The organism is Bradyrhizobium sp. SZCCHNR1053, assembly GCF_032381235.1.
Lineage (GTDB): Bacteria > Pseudomonadota > Alphaproteobacteria > Rhizobiales > Xanthobacteraceae > Bradyrhizobium.
This window is the reverse complement of the sequence record NZ_JAUHJM010000002.1, coordinates 495,467-519,407: the sequence shown is the minus strand read 5'-3', so window position 1 is coordinate 519,407 and position 23,941 is coordinate 495,467. Positions and strand designations below refer to the sequence as shown.

General features: G+C 66.2%; 21 protein-coding genes and 1 other RNA gene. 14 read left to right on the top strand and 8 right to left on the bottom strand.

What is annotated here, in order from left to right; genetic code table 11:
- Positions 1-52 precede the first annotated feature (52 nt).
- On the top strand, positions 53-1,021 hold the full coding sequence (locus QX051_RS07305; protein WP_315775616.1) for a quinone oxidoreductase: 969 nt from the start codon (positions 53-55) through the stop codon (positions 1,019-1,021).
- 8 nt (positions 1,022-1,029) lie between these two features.
- Here QX051_RS07305 and QX051_RS07300 read toward each other — a convergent pair whose 3' ends face one another.
- Positions 1,030-2,082, bottom strand: coding sequence for an acyltransferase family protein (locus QX051_RS07300; protein WP_315775615.1), 1,053 nt, complete (start codon positions 2,080-2,082; stop codon positions 1,030-1,032).
- Between the two features lie 151 nt (positions 2,083-2,233).
- On the opposite strand from QX051_RS07300, the gene QX051_RS07295 reads away from it, so the two are divergent.
- From QX051_RS07295 to QX051_RS07280, 4 genes are all read left to right on the top strand, one after another.
- The gene (locus tag QX051_RS07295; RefSeq protein ID WP_315773616.1) at positions 2,234-3,553 is read left to right on the top strand and encodes a UDP-glucose/GDP-mannose dehydrogenase family protein; all 1,320 of its coding nucleotides are present in this window, start codon (positions 2,234-2,236) and stop codon (positions 3,551-3,553) included.
- Positions 3,554-3,682: 129 nt separating this feature from the next.
- Positions 3,683-6,157, top strand: coding sequence for an ATP-dependent helicase HrpB (gene hrpB / locus QX051_RS07290; RefSeq protein WP_315775614.1), 2,475 nt, complete (start codon positions 3,683-3,685; stop codon positions 6,155-6,157).
- 161 nt (positions 6,158-6,318) lie between these two features.
- A complete protein-coding gene (locus QX051_RS07285) occupies positions 6,319-6,819 on the top strand; it encodes a TIGR02281 family clan AA aspartic protease (protein ID WP_315775852.1) in 501 nt (166 codons plus the stop codon).
- 224 nt (positions 6,820-7,043) lie between these two features.
- The gene (locus QX051_RS07280) at positions 7,044-8,543 is read left to right on the top strand and encodes a phosphomannomutase/phosphoglucomutase (protein WP_315775613.1); all 1,500 of its coding nucleotides are present in this window, start codon (positions 7,044-7,046) and stop codon (positions 8,541-8,543) included.
- 63 nt (positions 8,544-8,606) lie between these two features.
- Here QX051_RS07280 and QX051_RS07275 read toward each other — a convergent pair whose 3' ends face one another.
- The 5 genes from QX051_RS07275 to QX051_RS07255 form a co-directional block, all read right to left on the bottom strand.
- On the bottom strand, positions 8,607-10,073 hold the full coding sequence (locus tag QX051_RS07275) for a methyl-accepting chemotaxis protein (protein WP_315753813.1): 1,467 nt from the start codon (positions 10,071-10,073) through the stop codon (positions 8,607-8,609).
- A 20-nt stretch (positions 10,074-10,093) separates the two neighbouring features.
- A complete protein-coding gene (locus QX051_RS07270; RefSeq protein ID WP_315775612.1) occupies positions 10,094-10,423 on the bottom strand; it encodes a hypothetical protein in 330 nt (109 codons plus the stop codon).
- A gap of 112 nt (positions 10,424-10,535) precedes the next feature.
- Positions 10,536-11,036 carry an Lrp/AsnC family transcriptional regulator gene (locus QX051_RS07265; RefSeq protein ID WP_315773624.1) on the bottom strand — a complete coding sequence of 167 codons (501 nt, stop codon included), beginning with the start codon at positions 11,034-11,036 and terminating at the stop codon, positions 10,536-10,538.
- A 130-nt stretch (positions 11,037-11,166) separates the two neighbouring features.
- On the bottom strand, positions 11,167-12,111 hold the full coding sequence (gene nudC, locus QX051_RS07260) for an NAD(+) diphosphatase (protein ID WP_315773626.1): 945 nt from the start codon (positions 12,109-12,111) through the stop codon (positions 11,167-11,169).
- Between the two features lie 3 nt (positions 12,112-12,114).
- The gene (locus QX051_RS07255; protein ID WP_315734951.1) at positions 12,115-12,534 is read right to left on the bottom strand and encodes an HIT family protein; all 420 of its coding nucleotides are present in this window, start codon (positions 12,532-12,534) and stop codon (positions 12,115-12,117) included.
- Between the two features lie 145 nt (positions 12,535-12,679).
- On the opposite strand from QX051_RS07255, the gene ffs reads away from it, so the two are divergent.
- From ffs to QX051_RS07230, 5 genes are all read left to right on the top strand, one after another.
- Positions 12,680-12,776, top strand: an RNA gene (gene ffs / locus QX051_RS07250) — signal recognition particle sRNA small type.
- Between the two features lie 131 nt (positions 12,777-12,907).
- Positions 12,908-14,746 carry a DNA polymerase III subunit gamma/tau gene (locus tag QX051_RS07245; protein ID WP_315775611.1) on the top strand — a complete coding sequence of 613 codons (1,839 nt, stop codon included), beginning with the start codon at positions 12,908-12,910 and terminating at the stop codon, positions 14,744-14,746.
- A 76-nt stretch (positions 14,747-14,822) separates the two neighbouring features.
- Complete coding sequence (locus QX051_RS07240; protein ID WP_315775610.1) at positions 14,823-15,143, top strand: YbaB/EbfC family nucleoid-associated protein; 321 nt, start codon at positions 14,823-14,825, stop codon at positions 15,141-15,143.
- Between the two features lie 25 nt (positions 15,144-15,168).
- Positions 15,169-15,768 carry a recombination mediator RecR gene (gene recR, locus QX051_RS07235; RefSeq protein WP_008964175.1) on the top strand — a complete coding sequence of 200 codons (600 nt, stop codon included), beginning with the start codon at positions 15,169-15,171 and terminating at the stop codon, positions 15,766-15,768.
- Positions 15,769-15,788: 20 nt separating this feature from the next.
- A complete protein-coding gene (locus QX051_RS07230) occupies positions 15,789-16,214 on the top strand; it encodes a hypothetical protein (protein ID WP_315773633.1) in 426 nt (141 codons plus the stop codon).
- Between the two features lie 203 nt (positions 16,215-16,417).
- Here QX051_RS07230 and QX051_RS07225 read toward each other — a convergent pair whose 3' ends face one another.
- Together QX051_RS07225 and QX051_RS07220 are read right to left on the bottom strand one after the other, a co-directional pair.
- Complete coding sequence (locus tag QX051_RS07225) at positions 16,418-17,800, bottom strand: AmpG family muropeptide MFS transporter (RefSeq protein ID WP_315775609.1); 1,383 nt, start codon at positions 17,798-17,800, stop codon at positions 16,418-16,420.
- Between the two features lie 116 nt (positions 17,801-17,916).
- A complete protein-coding gene (locus QX051_RS07220) occupies positions 17,917-19,149 on the bottom strand; it encodes a DNA recombination protein RmuC (protein ID WP_315775608.1) in 1,233 nt (410 codons plus the stop codon).
- Positions 19,150-19,318: 169 nt separating this feature from the next.
- Between QX051_RS07220 and def the strand changes: the two genes are divergently transcribed.
- The 4 genes from def to QX051_RS07200 all read left to right on the top strand — a co-directional run bounded on the left by def (position 19,319) and on the right by QX051_RS07200 (position 23,930).
- Positions 19,319-19,846, top strand: a complete 528-nt coding sequence (gene def / locus QX051_RS07215) for a peptide deformylase (protein ID WP_315775607.1) — start codon at positions 19,319-19,321, stop codon at positions 19,844-19,846.
- A gap of 81 nt (positions 19,847-19,927) precedes the next feature.
- Positions 19,928-20,863 carry a methionyl-tRNA formyltransferase gene (gene fmt / locus QX051_RS07210; protein WP_315775606.1) on the top strand — a complete coding sequence of 312 codons (936 nt, stop codon included), beginning with the start codon at positions 19,928-19,930 and terminating at the stop codon, positions 20,861-20,863.
- Between the two features lie 117 nt (positions 20,864-20,980).
- The gene (gene truA, locus QX051_RS07205; RefSeq protein WP_315775605.1) at positions 20,981-21,718 is read left to right on the top strand and encodes a tRNA pseudouridine(38-40) synthase TruA; all 738 of its coding nucleotides are present in this window, start codon (positions 20,981-20,983) and stop codon (positions 21,716-21,718) included.
- Positions 21,719-21,872: 154 nt separating this feature from the next.
- Positions 21,873-23,930, top strand: a complete 2,058-nt coding sequence (locus QX051_RS07200) for a HAMP domain-containing methyl-accepting chemotaxis protein (protein WP_315775604.1) — start codon at positions 21,873-21,875, stop codon at positions 23,928-23,930.
- Positions 23,931-23,941 lie beyond the last annotated feature (11 nt).

The following is a 23,941-nucleotide window of genomic DNA, read 5'->3' as shown; positions in this document are numbered from 1 at the left end:
TGCCAACGCTGACCACACTGTCCGGATCAAGGCAAGATGTGCGGAGACGGGCATGGTTGCTATCGTTCGACTGAAGGCACCGGGTGGCGCGGAGAATCTGGTGCTGGAGAATGTTGAGCTGCCGGCGCCGGGCGCCAACGAGATCCGGCTGCGCCACACCGCGATCGGCGTGAACTTCATCGATATCTATCAGCGCAGCGGCCTCTATCCGCTGCCCGATGGAGTTCCTGGCGTCGAAGGGGCGGGGATCGTGACGGCGAAAGGCGCGGACGTGACAGGGTTGTCCGTCGGCGACCGCGTCGCCTATGCCGGCGCCCCGGTCGGCGCCTATGCCTCGGAGCGAAATCTGCCCGCCTGGCGCGCGGTGCCGCTGCCCGACGCCGTGTCTGAAGCGAGCGCTGCGTCGACCCTGCTGAAAGGCATCACCGCGGCGATGCTGCTCAATCGTACCTATGCCGTCGGAGCCGGAACGACGTTGTTGGTGCACAGTGCCGCCGGCGGGCTCGGCCAGGTGCTGACGCGACTGGCTCGGCTGCGCGGCGCGACCGTCATCGGCACGGTGAGCTCGGAGGCCAAGGCGGAGCTCGCGCGTGCCGCTGGCGCGCGCCATCTGATCGTCGGCCGGGATGCTGACTTTGTCGATGCCGTGAAGCGATTGACCGACGGGCGCGGCGTCGACGTCGCCTATGATGGCGTCGGCGGCAAGACGCTTGCGCGGACGCTCGCCTGCGTCAGGCCGTTCGGGACGGTCGCCAGCATCGGTCAGTCCGGCGGTCCAATTCCAAGCCTTGCCGTCGAGGAGCTGGGGCCGCGCCGCAGCCTGTCGCTGGCACGGCCGAGCGTGATGGCCCATGTCAACGATGTCGCCGACTATCGCAGGGATGCAGCGACGGTTCTCGCCGCGCTCGCCGATGGCGATCTCGTCGGCCACGGCACCGCGTATCCGCTGGCGCGGGTCGTCGAGGCCCATATCGATCTGGAGAGCGGCCGCAGCCGTGGCGCGCTGCTTCTGGTGCCCTGACGGTGAGGCTACTCCGCCGGCTGCAACACGGCTTTCGGCTTCGGCGGCGCGATCCAGAACGCGATCGGGCGTTCGAACAGGAAGCGGGCGCCGACGCGGAGCGCGAGGCGCCAGATCAGGAGCGCGCCGAGCACGCCGGCGATCGTGACCAGCAGCGAGATCGTTCCGATGTCCCCGATCACCCCGGTCTTCAGCAGGACTGTGCGTGTGGCTGCCATGGGCAGGAAGAAGGCGAGGTAGATCACGATCGAATGCTCGCCACAGAAGCGCAGCGCATTGAGGAGTTGCGCGCGCGCCAGCAGCGTGCCGGCGATGATGATGGCGACCGCGCCGGCATAGCCGAGGATGAGCGACACCGCCGGCCATTCGCCGACGCCGAGGTTCACCAGCGACTGGTTGATGACAGCCCAGGCGAGCAGGCCGACGATGGCGAGCATCGGCTGCGCCCGCGCGCGGTCCGACAGCGCGAAGATGGTGGTCGCGAACAGATAGCCGGAATAGATGTAGACGAAGCGGGCGCAGAATTCGTCGATCACGGTCCAGCCAGTGACGATATGCGACATTTCCAGGCCGGCCGCGATGCCCCAGATCACCGGCGCCGGCAGCTTTCGTGTCAGTTTGATGACGACGAAGAAGATCGGCAGCAGATAGATGAACCACAGCGTGCCGAACGGCTCGACGAAGGATTCGAGATACAGATAGCCGGCATGCTGCCAGCCAGACGCGGCGGCGAAGCCGGGCGCCTTGAAGCCGAACTGGATGGTCACCCACAGCACGTAGAAATAGGCGAAATGCACGACCTTGCGGTCGATATAGGTGCGCCAATCCCGGTCGATCACCAGCGGCAGGAACAGGCCGGAAATCAGGAAGAAGTCGGGCATCCGGAACGGCTTGGCGAATGCGACGACGGCGTGCATGAAGCCGGTCTCGCCGGCGGCCAGCTCGACGCCGAGCACCGAGTGCATCATCACGACCATGATGATGCAGATACCCTTGGCGTAGTCGACCCAGTCGATGCGCGCCTCGGTTCCGGCCGATTTCGGCGTACCATTTGCGGTCATGCTGTCCCTCTTTGGCGCGGAGCTGCCGCATTGTCGGGCAGAGCCGTTAATACTCCTCCTTGTCATCCAAACGTCATGCCGTTTTCTAAATTCCCCTTGAACCGCAAATGGTTTAAGACGCGAAAGTATTAACCTTGAAGGATGGGTTTCGATGCGAATTGCGATGATCGGCACGGGCTATGTGGGGCTGGTGTCCGGTGCCTGCTTCGCCGATTTCGGCCACCAGGTGACCTGCGTGGACAAGGACGAGAGCAAGATCGCCGCGCTGCATCGCGGAGAAATCCCGATCTTCGAGCCCGGCCTGGATGCGCTGGTCGCGGCCAACGTAAAGGCCAAGCGGCTCGATTTCACCACGGACCTCAAGCAGCCGGTCGCGGAGGCCGATGCCGTGTTCATCGCGGTTGGTACGCCGTCGCGGCGCGGCGACGGTCACGCCGACCTCACCTACGTCTATGCCGCAGCGCGCGAGATCGCAGCCTCCCTCACCGGCTTCACCGTGGTCGTGACGAAGTCGACGGTGCCGGTCGGCACCGGCGACGAGGTCGAGCGCATCATCCGCGAGACCAATCCGGCGGCCGATGTCGTCGTTGCCTCCAACCCGGAATTCCTGCGCGAAGGTGCCGCGATCCGCGATTTCAAATGGCCGGATCGCATCGTCGTCGGCACCGCGGACGAGCGCGGCCGCAAGGTGCTCGGCGACATCTATCGTCCGCTGTCGTTGAACCAGGCGCCGATGATGTACACCGAGCGCCGCACCGCCGAGCTGATCAAGTACGCCGCCAACGCGTTCCTCGCCACCAAGATCACCTTCATCAACGAGGTCGCCGATCTCGCCGAGAAGGTCGGCGCCGACGTGCAGGAGGTGGCGCGCGGCATCGGTCTCGACAACCGCATCGGCTCCAAGTTCCTGCATGCCGGTCCGGGCTTCGGCGGCTCGTGCTTTCCGAAGGATACGCGCGCGCTGATCAAGATCGCGCAGGACTACGACACGCAGCTGCGCATCGTCGAATCGGTGCTGGCCGTCAACGACAACCGCAAGCGCGCGATGGCGCGCAAGGTGGCGCATGCGGTCGGCGGCAATCTGCGCGGCAAGACGGTGGCGGTGCTCGGCCTCACCTTCAAGCCGGAGACCGACGACATGCGCGAGGCGCCGTCGATCCCGCTGGTGACCGGGCTGCTCGACATGGGCGCCAAGGTGCGCGCGCATGATCCGGTCGGCATCGAGCAGGCCAAGAAGGAGCTGCCGGAGATCGCCTATTTCGACGATCCCTATGAGTGCGCGACGGGCGCCGATGCGATCGTGCTGGTGACCGAATGGGTGCAGTACCGCGCCATGGATCTCGATCGCCTCAAGGAGGTGATGGCCCATCCGGTCGTCGTCGACCTGCGCAACGTCTACCGCCCCGACGAGATGGCCGCTCACGGCTTCGTCTACGAGAGCGTGGGCAGGCCGTCGGTGAAGGGCGCGTGATGCGAGGAGCGTGACATGGCGTTGTCATACCCCGCGCAGGCGGGGTATCTAGTAGCCTCGATCTTCGTCATCCGCGAGATCTGCGTCTACTGGATTGCCCGCCTTCGCGGGCAATGACGGGTTCAACGATTGCCTCTTCGCTTCGACACGCCGCTGCCCATCGATGCCGTGCTGGACGAACTGTCCGGCACGCTCGAACGCAGCAACACCGCCGTTCTGGTGGCGCCGCCCGGCGCCGGCAAGACCACGCGGGTGCCGCTGGCCTTGCGTGATGCGCCGTGGGTCGGAACTAAGAAGATCATCGTGCTGGAGCCCCGCCGGATCGCGGCCCGCGCCAGCGCCGAGCGGATGGCGAAGTCGCTCGGCGAGCGCGTAGGAGACACCGTCGGCTACCGCGTGCGGTTCGGCTCGAAGATCTCGCGCGCGACCCGCATCGAGGTCGTCACCGAGGGCATCTTCACCCGGCAGATCCTGGATGATTCCGAGCTGACCGGCGTCGCCGCCGTGCTGTTCGACGAATTCCACGAGCGCTCGCTCGATGCTGATCTCGGCCTCGCTTTGGCGCGCGACGCGCAGCAGGGGCTGCGCGAGGATCTCCGCATTCTCGTGATGTCGGCGACGCTCGACGGCGCCAGAGTCGCCAAACTGCTTGGCAATGCACCGGTGGTCGAAAGCGAGGGGCGGGCCTATCCCGTGGAGACGCGCTATGTCGGCCGCAAGCCGGATGCGCCGGTCGAGCGCCAGATGGCCGAGACCATCGCGACCGCTTTGCGCGCCGATGCCGGCTCCGTGCTCGCCTTCCTGCCGGGCGCCGCCGAAATCCGGCGCACCCAGACCATGCTCGCCGAGCGCGTCCACGATGCCAGCGTTGAGATCGTGCCGCTGTTCGGTGCGCTCGATGCCGCGGTCCAGGACCGCGCCATCTCGCCCGCCCCAAAAGGGCAGCGCAAGGTGGTGCTGGCGACCTCGATTGCCGAGACTTCGCTGACCATCGAAGGCGTCCGCATCGTGGTCGATTCCGGGCTCGCCCGGGTGCCGCGCTACGAGCCGGACATCGGCCTGACCCGGCTAGAGACGGTGCGGGCTTCGCGCGCCGCTGTCGATCAGCGCCGTGGCCGCGCCGGCCGCACCGAGCCTGGCGTCTGCTACCGGCTATGGGACGAGCCGCAGACGGCCTCGCTGGCGGCCTATACGCAGCCGGAAATTCTCAGCGCCGACCTGTCCTCGCTGGTGCTCGATCTGGCGCAATGGGGTGTCAGTGACCCCTCCGCGCTGAGCTTCCTCGATCCGCCGCCGCAACCGGCCTGGAAGGAGGCGCGTGATTTGCTGCGCGAGATCGACGCTCTCGACGAAGAAGGTCGCCTCACCGACGAGGGCCGCCGCCTGCGGGCGCTGGCGCTGCCGCCGCGGCTGGCCCGCATGATCGTCGACGCCGCTGATTATGGCGCCGCCGCGCAGGCCGCCGACATCGCCGCCATCCTGACCGAGCGCGGGCTCGGCGGCGACAGCGTTGATCTCGAGGTTAGGCTCGATCAGTTCCGTCGCGACCGCTCGCAACGGGCGCAGAGTGCGCGTGACATGGCACGGCGCTGGGCGCAGCAGGTCGGGGCGGCTTCCTCCCCGCAAGTGCAAGGGCAGCTCAGCACCGGCTTGATGCTCGCCTTTGCCTTTCCGGACCGGGTCGCGCGCAACCGCGGCAATGCCAGCTTCGTGCTCGCCAATGGCCGTGGCGCCGCCGTCGAGCCGACCTCGTCGCTGGCGCGCGTACCCTATATCGCGGTCGGTGAGCTGACGGGAACGGCGGCCAGCGGCCGCATCCTGCTGGCGGCGCCGCTGGCGATCGAGGATATCGAGCGGCATTTTGCTGCGCATATCGAAGCGAGAGACGAGGTCAGCTTCGATCAAGACGCGATGGCGTTGCGGGCGCGCCGCCGGCGCAAGCTGCATGCGATCACCATGGCCGATGCGCCGGTCGCGCTGACGCCGTCGGAGGAGACCGCGCGCATCTTCGCGGAAGGGATCTGCGCGGCCGGGCTCGACCGGCTGCCGTGGTCGAAGGCCGCCAAGCAGTGGCGTGACCGCGTCACCTTCCTGCGCAAGGCGGAAGGCGACAGTTGGCCGGACCTGTCGGATGCGGGCCTCGCCGAGCGGCGCGAGGACTGGCTGGTGCCGCTGCTGGCCGACAAGACCTCGCTCAAGGATGTCTCGCCCGGCGACGTCTCGGATGCCGTCATGGCACTGCTCCCCTGGGATCTGCGGGCCCGGCTCGACCGGGAGGCGCCGACGCATTTCGAGGCGCCGACCGGCACCATGCTGGCGATCGACTACGAGGCCGAGCAGGGGCCCACCATCGCCGTCCGGCTACAAGAGCTGTTTGGGCTCAACGTCCACCCCTCGATTGCCAGAGGCGCGGTGCCGCTGGTGCTGGAGCTGCTGTCGCCGGCGCAGCGGCCGGTGCAGGTGACGCGCGATCTGCCCGGCTTCTGGCGCGGCTCCTATGCGGCCGTCCGCACCGATCTGCGCGGCCGCTATCCGCGCCATCCCTGGCCTGATGATCCGGCCCATGCCGAGCCGACCCGGCGGGCCAAGCCGCGGGGGACGTAGCTCATGCAAATTGTACCGCCGCTATCGTTGTCGTTAACGCTTCACTCATCGTTTTCGCCAAAATGGCGGCGGCAGCCGGTCGCTCGCAGTCGCCCGTCAGCGGCTTTGATGGTCAAATCGGTTGCGGGGTAAAGTCGGGCGTTTGCGTCATGCGTAACATAATGATCTTTGCGGCCGTTCTCGTCGGTCTCGGCACCTTCATGGCGCAACTGGCCGATCGCCTGACCCCCGCGTCGGCATCCGCGACGCCGTCCGCGCGGGTTGCCGCGGTGGAACCGTCTGCCGCGGGCCAGCGCAGCCTGAGCATTCCGACCGACCGCCGCGGTCACTTCCGCGCCGACGGCCGCATCGACGGCCAGCGCATCAGCTTCATGGTCGATACCGGCGCCTCGATGGTCGCGCTGAACGAGAGCTCGGCCGCCCGTTTCGGCCTGCGTCCGGCGCGCGGCGACTACACCGCCACCGTGACCACGGCCAACGGCACCGTGAAGGCCGCCCGGGCCAAGCTTGCGATGGTCGAGCTCGGCGAGCTCACCGTGCGTGACGTCGATGCCCTGGTGCTGCCCGATACGGCGCTGTCGGAGAATCTGCTTGGCCTGTCGTTCCTGTCCAAGCTGAAGCGTTTCGCCTACGCCAACGGCCAGATGGTGCTGGAGCAGTAGGCTGCACCGAAGCGGAATGTTGTTTCGCGCGTCACCGGCCCCCATATACCGGCAGGCAGGCCGATCCCGAGTCGCAGTCATTGAATAGTTCGTCGGGTGGCCTGCTCGAGCGGTCCTGCCCGATTGTTGCCTGCATTCCTCTGCCTTCTGACACTGTTGTCTGACGTCGTGCTAAGCATGAACGCCTTCTTCCATTGATGTGATATTGCCGAGGCCGTCTCCTGATGTTTCCGAAACCCAAGCCCGTCCTGGTTCCCAATACCTACGCCTTCGAATCCGAGCCGATGGTGAAGCCGACGGGCTTCCGCGAATATGACGCGCGCTGGCTGTTCAACAAGGAGATCAATCTGATGGGGGTGCAGGCGCTCGGCATGGGGCTGGGCGCGCTGATCGCCGAACGCGGCGTGAAGCAGGAGATCGTGACCGGGCACGATTTCCGCGGCTATTCCGCCTCGATCAAATATGCCCTGATTTCGGGCCTGATGGCCGCCGGCTGCAAGGTGCATGACGTCGGCCTCGCGGTGACGCCGATGGCCTATTTCGCGCAGTTCGATCTCGACGTGCCCTGCGTCGCCATGGTGACCGCCTCGCACAATGACAACGGCTGGACCGGCGTGAAGATGGGCGCCAACCGTCCGCTCACCTTCGGGCCCGAGGAGATGACCCGGCTGAAGGAGATCGTGCTCAACGCCGAGTTCAAGAACGGCGGTGGCGGCTCCTACCAATTTCACGAGAATTATCCGGCGCGCTACATCGCCGACCTCACCAGCCGACCCAAGCTCAAGCGCAGGCTCAAGGTGGTCGCGGCCTGCGGCAACGGCACCGCGGGCGCCTTCGCGCCGCAGGTGCTGGAGGCGATCGGCTGCGAGGTGATCCCGCTCGACACCGAGCTCGATCACACCTTCCCGAAATACAATCCCAATCCCGAAGACATGGAGATGCTGCACGCCATCCGCGACGCCGTGCTCGCGCACGAGGCCGATGTCGGCCTCGGCTTCGACGGCGACGGCGACCGCTGTGGCGTGGTCGACAACACCGGCGAGGAGATTTTCGCCGACAAGGTCGGCGTGATGCTGGCGCGCGACATGTCCGCGATCCACAAGGACGCGCAGTTCGTCGTCGACGTGAAATCAACCGGGCTGTTCATGACCGATCCGGTGCTGCAGGCCCAGGGCGCGAAGACCGTCTATTGGAAGACCGGCCATTCCTACATGAAGCGCCGCACCAACGAGCTCGGCGCGCTCGCCGGTTTCGAGAAATCCGGCCACTTCTTCTTCAACAAGCCATTCGGTCGCGGCTATGACGATGGTCTGGTCTCGGCGATCGCGATCTGCGAGATGCTCGATCGCGCGCCCGGAAAATCGATGGCCGACCTGAAGGACGCGCTGCCGAAGACCTGGTCGTCGCCGACGATGTCGCCGCATTGTGGCGACGAGGTCAAATACGGCGTCGCCGACGCCGTAGTGAAGCATTTCCAGGCGCTGCAGCAGCAGGGCGGCAAGGTCGCGGGCCAGCCGATCCGCGATCTCGTCACCGTCAATGGCGTGCGCGTCACGGTCGAGGACGGCAGCTGGGGTCTGGTGCGAGCGTCATCCAATAAGCCCGAGCTCGTGGTGGTAGTCGAAAGCCCGGTGTCCGAGCGGCGCATGCACGACATGTTCGAGGCGGTCAACGAGGTGCTGCGGACGCATCCCGAAGTCGGCGCCTACAACCAGACGATCTGAGGCCGCGTTGATGATGTCGCGCTGGGGCCGATGCTCGCGCTGATCCCATCCTATTCGATGGGATCAAGCAGCCCTCAGGGAGCTCAGGAACTGATCGACCTCGGATTTGAGCCGGGTGGATTGCGAGGATAGTCCGTTCGCCGACTCCAGCAGCCGGGACGCGGCGCTGCCGGTCTCGTCGGAGGCACGGGTCACGCTGCCCATGCTTTGGCTGACAAGCCGCGTGCCTTCGGCCGCCTGCTGCACGTTGCCGGAAATTTCTCCGGTGGCGAGGCCCTGCTGCTCGACCGCGGTGGCGATCTCCTTGGAGATTTCGTCGATCTCGGCAATCGTTCCCCCGATCGCCTGGATGGCGCTGACGGCGTCCCCCGTGGCGCTCTGGATGCTCTGCACCTGGCTGGAAATTTCCTCGGTGGCCTTCGCGGTCTGGTTGGCGAGCGCCTTGACCTCGCTTGCCACGACGGCGAAGCCCTTGCCGTGCTCGCCAGCGCGCGCCGCCTCGATGGTGGCATTCAGCGCCAGCAGGTTGGTCTGGCTTGCGATCGTCTGGATCAGCGTCACCACCTCGCCGATCTTCTGGGTGCCGGCAGCCAGGCTCTCGACCACCGTGTTGGTGCGGCGAGCTTCGTCCGCCGCTTTCGCGGCGATCTCCGCCGAGCGTGTCACCTGCTGTGAGATGTTGTTGATCGACGCAGTCAGCTCTTCCGTTGCTGCAGCGACCGTCTCGACATTGGTCGACGCCTGCTGCGAGGCGCCGGCCGCGGCCGACGTCTGGCGCGAGGACTCGGCGCTGCTCCGGCTCATCGACGAGGACAGGCTCTGCATCTCGTTGGCGGCGACGGCCACCGCCTCGACGATGCCGCCGATCTTGCGCTCGAAGCCCTCTGCCAGCTCGCGCCGGGCAAGATCGGTCTGCTGCTTGACGCGTTGCTCGGCCTCGAACCGCTCGGCGTTGGCGCGCGCCTCGGCAGCGATCGCCGATTCGGCTTCCGCGGTCTTGCGCGCGCTGGTTTCGAACAACTGCGTCAGCTTGAGCGCGAGGGCGATGAGAACGCCGGCCTCGATCAGCAGGATGACCGCATGCAGCACAACGCGGCCGAAATCAGCGCCGCCCGGGTAGATCGCTGCAGGAAAGACGAAGTTCAGGACCAGATGGTGAAGCGCGACGGCGACGGTGCCGGCCAGGATCGGCCGGTAGTCGCAATATGCGACCAGACAGGCCAGCGCCGCGAAGAAATACATGTGCATGTCGATCTGCCAGGCATGTCCGGACATCTGGTAGACGAGCACGGATACGCCGCCCATGACGGCGACTGCGACGGTGAGCTGGGTCGACAAAGTGTCGCCAGCGCTGCGCCAGGAAAGGGTTGCCACCACTGCCATGACGACCATGAGCATGGTCGGCATCAACCAGTCGCCGCGCGACAGCCCGATGATAAGGGAGAGCGGAACGTGAACCCAGAGCACCGCCAGCAGAAGCTTGCTGGTCGTGTGCCGGAGGGTTGCCAGATCGCTGGTCTCGACGGTCATTTCCTATTCCCCCAAAGAGATCATTTTGCAAAGCAGGCGGAGACCGCCTGCGGATCGATGATGAGCCAGGCGCCAGCCTCGCGCAGCCGCGCCAAGCCGTCGTGTTCGCCGGGACGGACGACCAGCAGCGATGAAACGGTCGTCGTGCGCACGAGAGCGGCGTCAGCCGAGGCCGCAGCGAGCATCGCCTGTTGCGCGCTCCACCAAGGTGGGAAAGCGACGGCCACGATTTCGCTCCCCATGCGCACCTGGAGTGACAGCGCAGCAACCGCGACAAAGCTCGCGATCAGGAGCGCCGTGGCATTGAGCCAGGCGCGCGAAGGCTGAGGTATGGTTGCACCGGACGTCATCGCATCCAAGAATAGAGGGATGGGAATAACTTCAGGTAAACGTTCGTTAGGGATGACGACCGAGGTTCGGGACGCTAGCGCTGCAACGTCGAAGCTGCCCGGAATGCTCGGCTCAGACCGGCGGCACCGGCAGCGCCGTCACCGACTTGATCTTCTCCATGGCGAAGCGCGAGGTGACGTTCTTGAGGGGCACCGCGCTGATCAGCTTCTTGTAGAAGACATCGTAGCTCTGCATGTCCGCAACGACGACGCGCAGCATGTAGTCGACGTCGCCGGCCATCCGGTAGAACTCCATCACCTCCGGCATCGAGCTGACCGCCTCGGCGAATTTGCGCAGCCAGGCCTCGGAATGGTCGGCGCTCTCCACCGACACGAACACGGAGATGCCGAGCCCGATCTTGTTCTGATCGACCAGGGCCACCCGGCGCAGGATCACGCCATCGGCCTCCAGCCGCTGGATGCGCTTCCAGCACGGTGTCGACGACAGTCCGACCCGGTCGCCGATCTCGGCGACGGACAGCGAAGCGTCCTCCTGCAGGACCATCAGAATCTTGCGGTCGATGGCATCGAGCCGGCGATTGGCCTCGGAGCTTTGGGCGGCGACATCGGTCATGGAGAAACTTGTTCCATATGAAGGCTATAAAACCCTCATATAGAGAAAATCGTTCCAAAGCAAGGATCGGCCGTTCAGCCCTTTGCGGCCGGGTCTGGCCGCTTCCGCGGAGGGGTAGGCTGGTTTCCTGCTACCGCTCGTCGTTCTCCTTCAGCCAGCGGCCGACCAGATGATGAGCAATGGCGAACGGATGCGGTCCCGCCAAGCCATCTGGATGCTGCCGCACCAGCATCTGCCGGGCCTCGTCGCGGCTGAACCAGCGCACGTCCTCGAGCTCGTTACGGTCGATGACGATGTCTTCGTTGAGCGCCCGGGCGCTGCAGCCGATCATCAGCGACGACGGGTAGGGCCAGGGCTGGGTCATGTAATAAGTCACGTCGGTGCAGCGAATGCCGGATTCTTCGAACACCTCGCGCCGGACGGCGTCCTCGATCGTCTCGGCCGCCTCGACGAAGCCGGCGAGGCAGGAATACATGCCGGCCGGAAACTGCTTCTGCCGCCCGAGCAGGCACTTGTCGCCGGAAGCGACCAGCGAGATCACGACCGGATCGGTGCGCGGGAAATGCTCGGTCTTGCAGCTCGGGCATTCGCGCTTCCAGCCGCCCTCGCGCATCGCGGTCTTGGCGCCGCAATTGGCGCAGAAGCCGTGACGCTGATGCCAGGACACCAGGGATTTCGCCATCGCGATCGTCGCCAGCTGGTCGACCGGGGTCGCACCCTGCATCGCCATCCCGCGCAGCTCGGCGACCGACACATCGTCGCGCCCGGCGAGCTTTTCGACGGCGGCCGGCGAGATGCCCATGCCGAACACGGCCGCGCCGTCCTGCAGCCCGAGGAAGATCGTTCCCGGATTGGCACCGAACTTCAGCGCCTCGTCGATCGACAGCAGCGCGCGCAGCTGGTCGCCGTCGCGCTTCAGCACCAGCGAATCGCGGTGCACGACATAGGCGCGCGTCGAGGGATTGCTCTCGAAGGCGATCAGCTTGTCATCATGGAAGCGCAGATGGGCGGCGCGATCGATTGGATGGCTGACGAAGGCCGGCTTGCCGAGCGGAAACAAGTCGAATGGCGACATCTCTTACCCTAACCAGATCTTGCGCCTGACAGCGCTGATGAACTGCTGCACCTCCTGCGCATCGTGCGGCACAGGCGGCGCGGCGCCCCACACCGGTCGCGGCCAGGCCACGTCACTTGTGCGTCGCGCGATGATGTGGACGTGCAACTGCGGCACCATGTTGCCGAGCGCGGCGACGTTGAGCTTGTCGCATTTGGTGATCTCCTTGAGCGCGCGCGACACCCGCGTGATCTCGGTCATCAGCTGCGCCTGCGCGACCTCGTCGAGATCGATGATCTCGACCGCGCCCTCGCGGCGCGGCACCACCAGCAGCCAAGGATAGTTCGCGTCCTTGATCACCAGCACGCGGGACAGCGGCAGGTCGCCAATGTCGATCGTATCCTTCGCAAGTTGCGGATGCAGCGACCAGGCTGATTCGGGCATGCGGCGGTTCCTGGCGGACGGTCTGGCGGGGAATTCGACGGCACCTAAAGCCTTTCCGAGCTGCGGCACAAGCCCGCGGGGCGGTGGGCCGCCCCGGCGAAGCTCGCGCTTGCTTTCCGGACCGTTTGGCCCCAAATAGGCAGCGGGAGATTGGCGGTGGACGAGCCACTCGCCAACCGGGTCAGGTCCGGAAGGAAGCAGCCCTAACGAGGTCCGGATCGGGTCGCTCGTCAGTCTCCTACCTGTTTTCTCGAGCGAATCGCGCAAAGATGGCGGGGACCCCGCGCAGGGCGGGCGCTCGACCGCGCTCCGGCTGATTGCGTCGACGATCGCGATCGATGCCGGCCTGGAATACTCACTTGCGGATCGCTCGATGACCGACGCTGGCGCCCCACCTGTTCCGCCTGACAGCGCCGACGCTCCCGCCAAGCCCTACCGGGTGCTGGCGCGCAAATACCGCCCCTCCAGCTTCGCGGATCTGATCGGCCAGGACGCCGTGGTGCGCACCGTCTCGAACGCGTTCGAGACCGGCCGGATTCCGCAGGCCTGGATTCTGACCGGCGTCCGCGGCGTCGGCAAGACGACCACCGCCCGCATTCTCGCCCGCGCCCTGAATTACGAGCTGCCGGACGGCTCGGTGAAGGGGCCGACCATCCATATGCCGGTGCTCGGCACCCATTGCCAGGCAATCATGGAAAGCCGGCACATGGACATCCTGGAGATGGACGCGGCGTCCCATACCGGCGTCGACGACGTCCGCCAGATCAATGACAGCGTCCGCTATGCGCCGGCCAGCGCGCGCTACAAGGTCTACATCATCGACGAAGTCCACATGCTGTCGACGGCGGCGTTCAACGCCTTCCTGAAGACGCTGGAGGAGCCGCCGGAGCACGCCAAGTTCGTGTTCGCCACCACCGAGATCCGCAAGGTGCCGGTGACGGTGCTGTCGCGCTGTCAGCGCTTCGATCTGCGCCGGGTCGAGGCCGAGGTGCTGATGAAGCATCTCCAGGGCATCGCGACCAAGGAAGGCGTGACGATCGAGCCCGAGGCGCTCGGCATCATCGCGCGCGCCGCCGAAGGCTCGGTGCGCGATTCGTTGTCGCTGCTCGATCAGGCGATCGCGCACAGCGCCGCCGAGGTGCGCGCCGATGATGTCCGGCAGATGCTGGGCCTCGCCGACCGCACCCGCGTGATCGACCTGTTCCACCATCTCGCCAGCGGCGACATCGCCGCCGCCTTCAAGGAATTCCGCGAGCAATATGACGTCGGCGCCGACCCCGTGGTCGTGCTGTCGGATCTGGCCGAGTTCGTGAACTTCGTCACCCGGGTGAAGGTCGTGCCGGCGACGGCCGACAACGTCGCCTTCAGCGAGACCGAGCGGCTGCGCGCGCGCGACTTCGCCACCAAGCTGTCGATGCGGGTGCTGTCGCGGATGTGGCAGATGCTGCTGAAGGGCATTGCGGAGACGCAAGGCGCGACGCGCCCGGCTGCAGCGGCGGAAATGGTGCTGGTGCGCATCGCCTACGCGGCCGATCTGCCGACGCCCGACGAAGCCATTCGTATGATCGAGCAGAACAGTGGTGGCTCGCCGATCGTCACGAACGGCGGCGCGGCGCGTCCTGCGCCGGCATCCGGCATGAGCGCGGGGGCGCCGCCTGTGATGACGTCGGCGCCGATGCAGGCGCCGCGCGCGCAAGGCCCGACGCTCGCCGCGGTCGGCGGTTCGATGCGCCCGCAGGCGATGTCATCGCAGCCGTCGCCGGCATCACAGGACCAGCCCGCACTGCGCATAGGGAGCTTTCAGGAACTCGTCGCGCTGGCCGGCAAGAACCGTGACCTGATCACCAAGAGCGCGCTCGAGATGGACGTGCGGCTGGTCCGCTTCGAGGAGGGACGGCTGGAGATCGCGCTGGAACGGACGGCGCAGCGCTCGCTTGTCTCGGACCTCGGGCGCAAGCTGGAGGACTGGACCGGCCGGCGCTGGACGGTGATCGTTTCCAACGAGCCGGGCCAGGCGACCTTGCGCGAGCAGAATCTGCGCGCCAAGAGCGAGCGCGAGGCGGCGGCGGAGGCCGATCCGCGCGTGCAGGAGATCCTGGCGCGGTTCCCGGGCACCAAGGTGGTCGAAGTGCGCCGGCTCGCCCCCGAGCCGCCCGAATCGGACGCCAGTGCTGTCGAGCCGCCTGACGAGTCCGACGATGATGATTTCTAGAGCATGATCCGGAAAAGTGGAAACCGGTTTTCCGAAAGATCATGCTCAACAAGATGGCTGATGATGAGGTGCTCCGATGGCTGACTTTCTCGGCATGATGAAACAGGCGGCGCAGCTGCAGACGAAGATGCAGGAGATGCAGGAGGAACTCGGCAACGTCGAGGTCGAGGGCATCTCGGGCGGCGGTCTGGTTGCCGTGCGCATGACCGCCAAGATGGACGTGAAGAGCGTCAAGATCGATCCGTCGCTGCTCAAGCCGGAGGAGGCCGAGATCCTGGAGGACCTGCTGGTCACGGCGCATGGCGATGCGCGGCGCAAGGCGGAAGCCGCGATGCAGGAGAAGATGCAGGCCATCACCGGCAAGCTCGGCCTGCCGCCGGGCTTCGGTTTCGGTTAGTTGACCTGATGACATTCGTGAACTGATGGCCGTCGCCGGTCCCGAGATCGAACGCCTTATCCAACTGCTTGCGCGCCTGCCCGGCCTCGGTCCGCGCTCGGCGCGGCGCGCCGCCCTGCATCTGATCAAGAAGCGCGAGGCGCTGATGGTGCCGCTTGCCTCGGCGCTGCAGGTCGCGATCGATCGCATCCAGGTCTGCAAGACCTGCGGCAACATCGATACGCAAAGCCCGTGCACCGTGTGCACCGATCCGCGTCGCGATCCGGCGATGATCGTCGTCGTCGCCGACGTCGCCGACCTCTGGGCGCTGGAGCGCGCCAAGGCCTCCAACGGCCGCTATCACGTGCTCGGCGGCACGCTGTCGCCGCTCGACGGCGTGGGCCCGCAGGATCTCACCATCGATGCGCTGGTGCAGCGCGCGCATGCGCCCGAGGTGTCCGAGATCATCCTCGCTTTGAATGCGACGGTCGACGGCCAGACCACCGCGCACTACATCACCGACCTCCTGCAGGAGGCGAACGTCAAGGTCACGCGGCTGGCACATGGCGTGCCGGTCGGCGGCGAGCTCGACTATCTCGACGAAGGCACGCTCTCGGCCGCGATGCGGCAGCGGACCTTGTTCTAAGCACAGACGGAAGTGGAATGATGACGAAACGCGGATTCGGCAAACGGCTGGCTTTGGGCGCGATTCTGGCGGCGCTCTCGGCGCCGTCAGTGCTGGCGCAGCAAAGCGAGGCGGCGCAGAAGGCGGGCAAGCCGCTCAATGCCGGTGACGTGCTGTCGGGCGAGCTGAACGCGCTGAAGCTCAAAGGCGCCAAGCCGGGCCAGCCGTCCGCCGCCTATCAGATCACGAGCGAGCCGCGCCGCCTGCCGCCGCCGAGCGGGCTGTGCAATCTGGAGACCGGCCCGGAGACATTCCAGCTCGTTACCGCGAACACGGCGCAGGCGTCGCAGCTCAAGGGTCTGCTCGGCAAGCAGATCGCGGTCAAGGTCGACGAGATCGCCTGCGCCCAGGATGCGGGACAGATGAGCGAGGCGGTCGTGACCAAGTGGAGCTTAGTGAAGCGGTGAGACCTGATTGGGCCGTCCACGCGAGCGCGGCGTCCTGACTTTCCGCTGTCAGCGCCCGGCTCGACCGGGCGATCCAGTACCCCGCGGCTGCTCGGTCGATGGCTGACGTCTCTGGAATACTGGGTCACCCGTCGGAGCCTGTCATCGGGCTCGTCGAAGACGACACCCGGTGGTGGGTGACGACGGTCGAATGTGAGGCGCAGCTACACCTTCACTGGCCCCAACTGGTCGAAATGTCCGCGCCGCTGCAGCCAGGCGAGCAGCACAAGGCTCGGGATCGCGACCAGCACGCAGATCACGAAGAACAGCGGCCAGCCGGTCGCCTTCGCCACGTAGCCGGCGCCTGACGACAAATAGGTGCGCCCGACCGCGGCGAGCGCGGTCAGCAGTGCATATTGGGTGGCGGTGTGCAGCGGGTTCTGACACAGCGCGGAGAGATAGGCGACGAAGATCACGGTGCCGACCGCGCTGGTGAAGTTTTCCGCCGAGATCGCCAGCGCCAGTGCCCATTGATTGACTCCGACGATCGCAAGCCAGGAGAACGAGAGGTTCGCCATCGCCTGCGCCACGCCGCCGATCCAGAGACTCGTCGCGAGCGAATAGCGTCGCGCGACGAAGCCGCCGGCAAAGCCGCCGGCGAGCGTCGCGGCGAGACCCACGCCTTTCACGATCGCGGCGTAGTCGACCTTGCTGAAGCCGAGATCGATCACGAACGGCGCGGTCATCGTGCCGGAGAAGGCATCGGTGAACTTGAACAGCACGACGAAGGCGAGCGCCGTGAGCGCATCCCGCCGGCCGAGGAACTCGACGAAGGCCCCGGCAGCCGCATGCATCACGCGGGTGAGCGCGGTGTCGGCGCCCATCGCGGCCTCCGCCTGCTGCGACTGAGCCGGCTCAGTCGCCGCGAGGGCCGTGATCGTGCCGATCAGCACCAGTCCGGCCATCGCGACATAGCCCCACATCCAGGACGATGGCCGCGACAGTCCGCTGGTTTCGAACGCACTGACCACCACCAGCGCGCCGGCAGTCGAGACCAGCATGCCGATGCGATAGGCGGCGACATACGCCGCCATGCCCGCGGCCTGCTCGCTCTCCGGCAGGCTCTCGACGCGGAAGGCATCGACCACGATGTCCTGGGTCGCCGACATCGCGGCGACCAGCAGCGCGGCCAGCGCCACCATGAACGGCGCATGTGCCGGATCGGTGAGCGCCAGCAGCAGGATGGCGCCGATCAAGAGCAGCTGTGCGAATACCAGCCAGCCGCGCCGCCGTCCGAACGCGCGCGTGAGCAGCGGCACGTGCAGCGCGTCCACCAGCGGCGCCCAGAGGAATTTCAGCGTGTACGGCGTCCCGACGAGGGCGAACAGCCCGATGGTGCCGAGATCGACGCCGAGCTCACGCATCCATATCTGAAGCGTCGAGCCGGACAACGCCAGCGGCAGTCCCGACGAGAAGCCGAGGAACAGCACCACGAGCACGCGCGGCTGCAGGTAGACGGCCATGCTCTCGCGCCAGGTGGGGGCGGGTTTGGCGGCGGACTCTGCGGCGGTCGCGGTGATCTCGGAAGCGGTGTCGGGTGCAGTCATGACCGGGTGGTAACAGATTTCGACAGCACCACAAACACAGCCGTCATCGCCCGGTTTGACCGGGCGATGACAATCTTGTCTGGATTGCCCTCTCATGCAACAGACGCAGCCAACGATCACTCTCCGGCCTGCATGCGCCCCGCTAGAGGAAACAGGTCCGGCGTCGTGCCCGCAGCCGGCGCGATGCGTGGTGAGTCCACCGGCGCATCCTGCTTGCTGAAATCGAGCTCCTCGATGCGGGCGGCGCGCTTCTCGATCTTGTCGGCGGAAATGAGGATCTGGCGGATGTCCTCGCCGACATCGCCGAAATGCTTCTGCAGTTTGAGCACGCGCTCGCGCAGGCGGCCGAGATCGTCGCCGAGATGGATCACCTCGTTGCGGATCTGGTCGGCGGCGTCGCGGATGCGCGCATCCTTCATGATCTGCTGCATGACCTGGATCGCGAGCATCAGCAGCGACGGCGACACCAGCACGACGCGCGCTCGATAGGCTTTCTGGATCACGTCGTCGAAGCCGTCATGGATCTCGGCATAGACCGATTCCGACGGCACGAACATCAGCGCCGTGTCCTGCGTCTCGCCGACCACGAGGTACTTCTCGGCAATGTCATTGACGTGGCGGAGCACGTCGGTGCGCAGCCGCTGCGCCGCGGCGCGCTTCTCCTCCTCGGTCACGGCGTCGTGCAGTGCGGTCACGGCTTCCAGCGGAAACTTGGCGTCGATGCACAGCGGTCGCGAATCGGGCAGGAACACGACGCAGTCGGGCCGCTTGCCGCTGGCGAGCGTGTGCTGAAACGCGTAGCTGCCCTTCGGAAGCCCGTCCTGGACGATCGCCTCCATGCGCGCCTGGCCGAAGGCTCCGCGCGACTGTTTGTTGGCGAGGACGTCGCGCAAGGTCGTCACTTGCGTCGTCAGCTCGCTGAGATCACGATGGGCGTTGTCGATGATGCCGAGGCGCTCGTGCAGCACGCGCAGACTATCCATTGTGTGGCGCGTGCTCTGCTCCATCGACTGTCCGACGCGGTGGGTGACCGCATCGAGCCGTTCGTTCACGCTGCGGGCCAGGTCCACCTGACGGCCGGCGAGCAGCTGGGCCATCGCGTCGACCCGGCCGGAGGCCTCGCTCTGGACGCGGATCATCTCGCCGAACCGTTGTTCGAGCTCGTCAGCCCGCATCGCCTGCTGGGCGGCGAGCTCCGCGCCGCGCCGTCCGGAGCGGGCCACGGCGGCCACGATGATCACGAGCAGTAGCAGCACCAGTACGCCGAATCCGATCAGCGCATCGCTCGCCCTGATGGGCAGGTCGCCGATGATGACGACGACAGGATTGAGGGATTGGCTGACGGTCATCACCCCCGTCTATCCGATTCGCGCAAGCTCGCGAACGAAGAGAGAACAATTATGGTTAAGGGCACGTTAAGAATCATGGTTAACGAAACGTTGAAATTCATGGTTAGTGAAGTCTTAACCGCGAGCCATCACATTGACCCCGCCGGTTCCGCGGCTTAAATCGCGCGCCATGTCCCTAAGAGAAATCATCATCCTGCCGGACCGGCAGTTGCGGCTGGTGTCCAAGCCGGTCGAGAAGGTCACGCTGGAGATCCGGCAGCTGGTCGACGACATGTTCCAGACCATGTACGACGCGCCCGGCATCGGGCTTGCGGCGATCCAGGTCGCGCAGCCGCTGCGCGTCATCACCATGGATCTGGCCAAGCCCGATGCCAACGGGGAGGGCAAGCGCGAGCCGCGCGTCTTCATCAATCCCGAGATCATCGCCAAGTCGGACGAGCTGTCGGTCTACGAGGAAGGCTGTCTGTCGATCCCCGAATATTACGAGGAGGTCGAGCGGCCGGCACGCGTTCGCGTGCGCTTCACCGATCTGGACGGGGTGGTCCGCGAGGAGGATGCCGAGGGGCTCTACGCCACCTGCATCCAGCATGAGATCGATCATCTCAACGGCGTGCTGTTCATCGACTATCTGTCGAAGCTGAAGCGCGACCGCGTGATGAAGAAGTTCACCAAGGCCGCCAAGCGCGCCAGCGACTAACGGTCAACTCTCTCCTCCGTCATGCCCGGGCTTGACCCGGGCATGACGCGGAGGATTCGGCAATGCAGGATCTTCCACCAGATGCCGCTTCGCCTGATCTTCATGGGCACGCCGGATTTCGCCGTGCCGACCCTGCTCGAACTCGCCGGCCACGGCCACGAGATCGCGGCGGTCTATACGCGCGCGCCGAAACCCGGCGGCCGCCGCGGCCTCGCGCTGCAGCCGACGCCGGTCGAGACCGAGGCGCGTCGGCTCGGCATTGCCGTGTTCACGCCGAAGACGCTGAAGACCGAGGCGGCCTTGGCCGAGTTTCAGGCTCATCAGGCCGATGCGGCCGTGGTCGTCGCCTACGGCATGATCCTTCCCCAAGCCATTCTCGATGCGCCCAAGCTCGGCTGCTACAATCTCCACGCTTCCCTGCTGCCGCGCTGGCGCGGTGCCGCGCCGATCAACCGCGCGATCATGGCGGGTGATGCCGAGTCCGGTGTCATGGTGATGAAGATGGATGTCGGGCTCGACACCGGCGATGTCGCGATGGCCGAGCGCCTTGCGATCACCGACGCGATGACGGCGTCCGATCTGCACGACCGCCTGTCGCGGATCGGCGCCGATCTCATGGTGCGCGCGATGGCGGCGCTAGAGCGCGGCGGGCTGACGCTGACGAAGCAGGCAGAGGAAGGCGTCACCTACGCCGCCAAGATCGAGAAGGCCGAGGCGCGGATCGACTGGACGAAGCCGGCCCACGCGGTGCTGCGGCACATCCACGGCCTGTCGCCATTTCCTGGCGCCTGGAGTGAGTTCACGCTTGATGGCGAAGCGGTCCGCTTGAAGATCCTGCGCTGCGCGCTTGCCGACGGCAGGGGCGAGCCGGGCGCCGTTCTTGACGAGCAGCTCACCATCGCCTGCGCCGACGGCGCCATCCGCGTCACCGAGCTACAGCGCGCCGGCAAGGGTCCCATGAAGGCCGCGGATTTCCTGCGTGGCACCCGTATCGCGCCGGGCCTGCGCTTCGGCTGACCACCTCATCTCGTCATGCGCGGGCTTGACCCGCGCATCCATCTCAAGAACAAGCTTCGCCCAGGGATGGATTGCCGGGTCGAGCCCGGCAATGACGGCAAAACTCGATCGGGTCAGATGCCCCGCTACAAGCTCACCATCGAATATGACGGCGCGCCGTACTGCGGCTGGCAACTGCAGGCGACCTTGCCGTCGGTGCAGGGCGCGCTCGAAGCGGCGGTGCAGGCAACCTGTGGCGTTCCGACCCGGGTGCATGGCTCGGGGCGCACCGATGCCGGCGTCCACGCCACCGGTCAGGTCGCGCATTGCGACGTTGAGAAAGAATTCCGGCCCGACAAATTGCGCGATGCGCTCAACGCGCATCTGCGGCCCAACCCGATCGCGGTGCTCGACGCCGAGATCGTTCCCGACACCTTCGAAGCACGCTTCTCCGCCCGCAGGCGGCACTATCGCTATCGCATCGTCAACCGCCGCTCCAATCTCGCGCTCGAGGTCGGCCGCGTCTGGCGCGTGCCGCAGCGGCTCGACTCGGACGCGATGCACGCGGCGGCCCAGCGGCTGATCGGCAAACATGATTTCACGACTTTCCGCGACACGGAATGTCAGGCAAAATCGCCGGAGAAGACGCTCGATCAGCTCGACGTCGTCAGGGACGGCGATGCGGTCACCATTCTCACCTCCGCACGCTCCTATCTGCACAGCCAGGTGCGCTCGATGGTTGGCTCGCTGGTGTGGGTCGGGCAGGGCCGCTGGAGCGCCGATGATCTCGCTGCCGCGCTCGCCGCGCGCAATCGCGCCGCCTGTGGCGTCGTCGCGCCGCCGGAAGGCCTCTATCTCGTGAAAGTCGACTATTGAGATTGTTCTGCAGTGGAACCCGCGAATCGCTATTAGCTGCCAATGATTATCCTAATGAGTAGTCGTTTCGGGAGTAAGGGACAGGATTCATTAACTCCAAATTGAAGCCCTCGCTGCTATCCGGACCTCAGGCTGCTGTCCAGCGAGGTCGATCGTGCGCATTCGTCAAGTCTTCCTGCTCTCTTTGCTGCTCGGGGCCGTCATCGGCCTGCTCGCAACCATGTTGTTCGCCTGGCAGCAGCTGACCTCGCTGCAGGCCGCGAGGACGGCAGGCCGTGATACGCAGCTGCTGGCCGCCATGCTGCGGCTGCCGGAAAAGCTGAACCTCGAGCGCGCCATGGTCAATCCGCGGCTGGCATCGCCGAATCCGGCGACGGCCGATGAGCTGGCCTCGCTGCAGAAGATACTTCAAGGCTCTGACGACGCCTTTGCCAAGGCGCGCAGCCTGGCGCTGCTGAGTGAAGACAGCGCCGCGCTGGACTCGATCCAGCAGAAATTGCGTGCGACGCGCGGGGCCGCTCTCGATGCCGTCGCGCAGGCCAAGGCGGCGCGATCCGAAGCAATCGTCCGTGATTACGTGCCGCAGATGTTCACGATCCAGGAAACGACCGGCAGCCATGTCGACGTGATCGTGCGCCGGATCAATGCGGCCAATCCCGCAGTAGGCCAGGCGGCGCGTCTCGCAGTGATCGGCTGGGATTTGCGCGACTGGGCCGGTCGCGCCACGACGACGTTCGTTCGCATGATCGCGACCAAGCAGCCGATGGCGGGTGAACCGGCCGAGGCGCTCGCGACGTTCAAGGGACGCATCGAGCGCATCTGGACGACCGCCAAGCTCGCTGCCGCCGAGATCAACCAGAAGCCGATCTTCGCGGCCCTGACCGAGGTCGAGAATGGCTATTGGGCCCGCGGTGGCGAGTTCTATTCGTCGCAGGTGGTGCCGAACCGGGGCAAGGTGCTCGAGCTCGATCCCGACCAGTTCCTGCGGTCCGTATTCCCGATCCTCGATACGATCCTGCCGCTGCGGGATGCAGCCCTTGCCGAGGCGCTGAGCCAGAGCGAGGTCGCGATTGCCGAGTCGCAGACCCGTTTTGCCCTGGCACTGGTCCTGTTGCTGGTCAACGTCGCGGCCGCCGCACTGGGGACGGTCTGGTTCAATGCCCGCGTGATCAAGCCGCTGTCGAATCTGACCGAGATGATCCGTCGGATCGCCGGTGGCGAGCGCAGCGTCGAGATCGGATATGGCGATCGGACCGACGAAATCGGCACACTCGCCAACGCCATCGGTGTTCTGCAGGAGAAATCGGCGGAGGCCGACCGGCTGTCGCTGCAGGGCGCCGATGCCGAGGCCCGGCGCGACGCCCGCCGGCAGAAGATCGAGGCGCTCACCCGGCGGTTCGGCGAGGTCATCGACACGCTGTGCGGTCGGCTGAGCGATGCCGCGAGCGGCCTGAAGCAATCGGCCGAGACGCTCGACGGCTCGGCCAGCACCACCGCGTCCCGTGCCACCGCCGTGGCCGAAGCGGCGGCGCAGGCGACCTCTGGCGTCAATACGGTGGCGGCTGCCTCCGAGGAGCTGGACGCGTCGATGAAGGAGATCACCCGGCAGATCGCGGAAGCCGCGTCGGAATCCTCCAACGCGACCAGCCAGGCGCTCGACACCACCGACAAGGTGCGCACGCTCGCCGGCAGCGCCACCCGCATCGGCGACGTCGTGCAACTGATCCGCGCCATCGCCTCGCAGACCAATCTGCTCGCGCTCAACGCCACGATCGAATCCGCGCGTGCGGGTGAGGCGGGCAAGGGGTTTGCCGTGGTCGCGTCAGAGGTGAAGAGTCTCGCATCCCAGACCAGCAAGGCCACCGAGGAGATCGAAAGCCAGATCGCCGCGATCCAGAACGAGACCGGCAGCACGGTGGCCGCGATCGAGAAGATCGCCGCCGTCGTCAACACCATCAGCGGCGTCACCGGTGCGGTGGCGAGCGCGGTGGCCGAGCAGAGCGCCACGACCCGCGAGATCGCCCGCAGTGTGCAGCAGACCGCGAGCGGCACCAACGACGTCTCGTCGTCGATCGCGCTGGTCAGCGCGGCCGCCGCGGACACCCGCGGATCGGCGCGCTCGCTGCTCGACTCCGCGGCGAGCCTTGCCGGCCAGGCCACCGACCTGCGTCGCGAGGTCGATCAGTTCCTGGCGGAGGTGAAGGCCGCCTGATCAGGATCAGG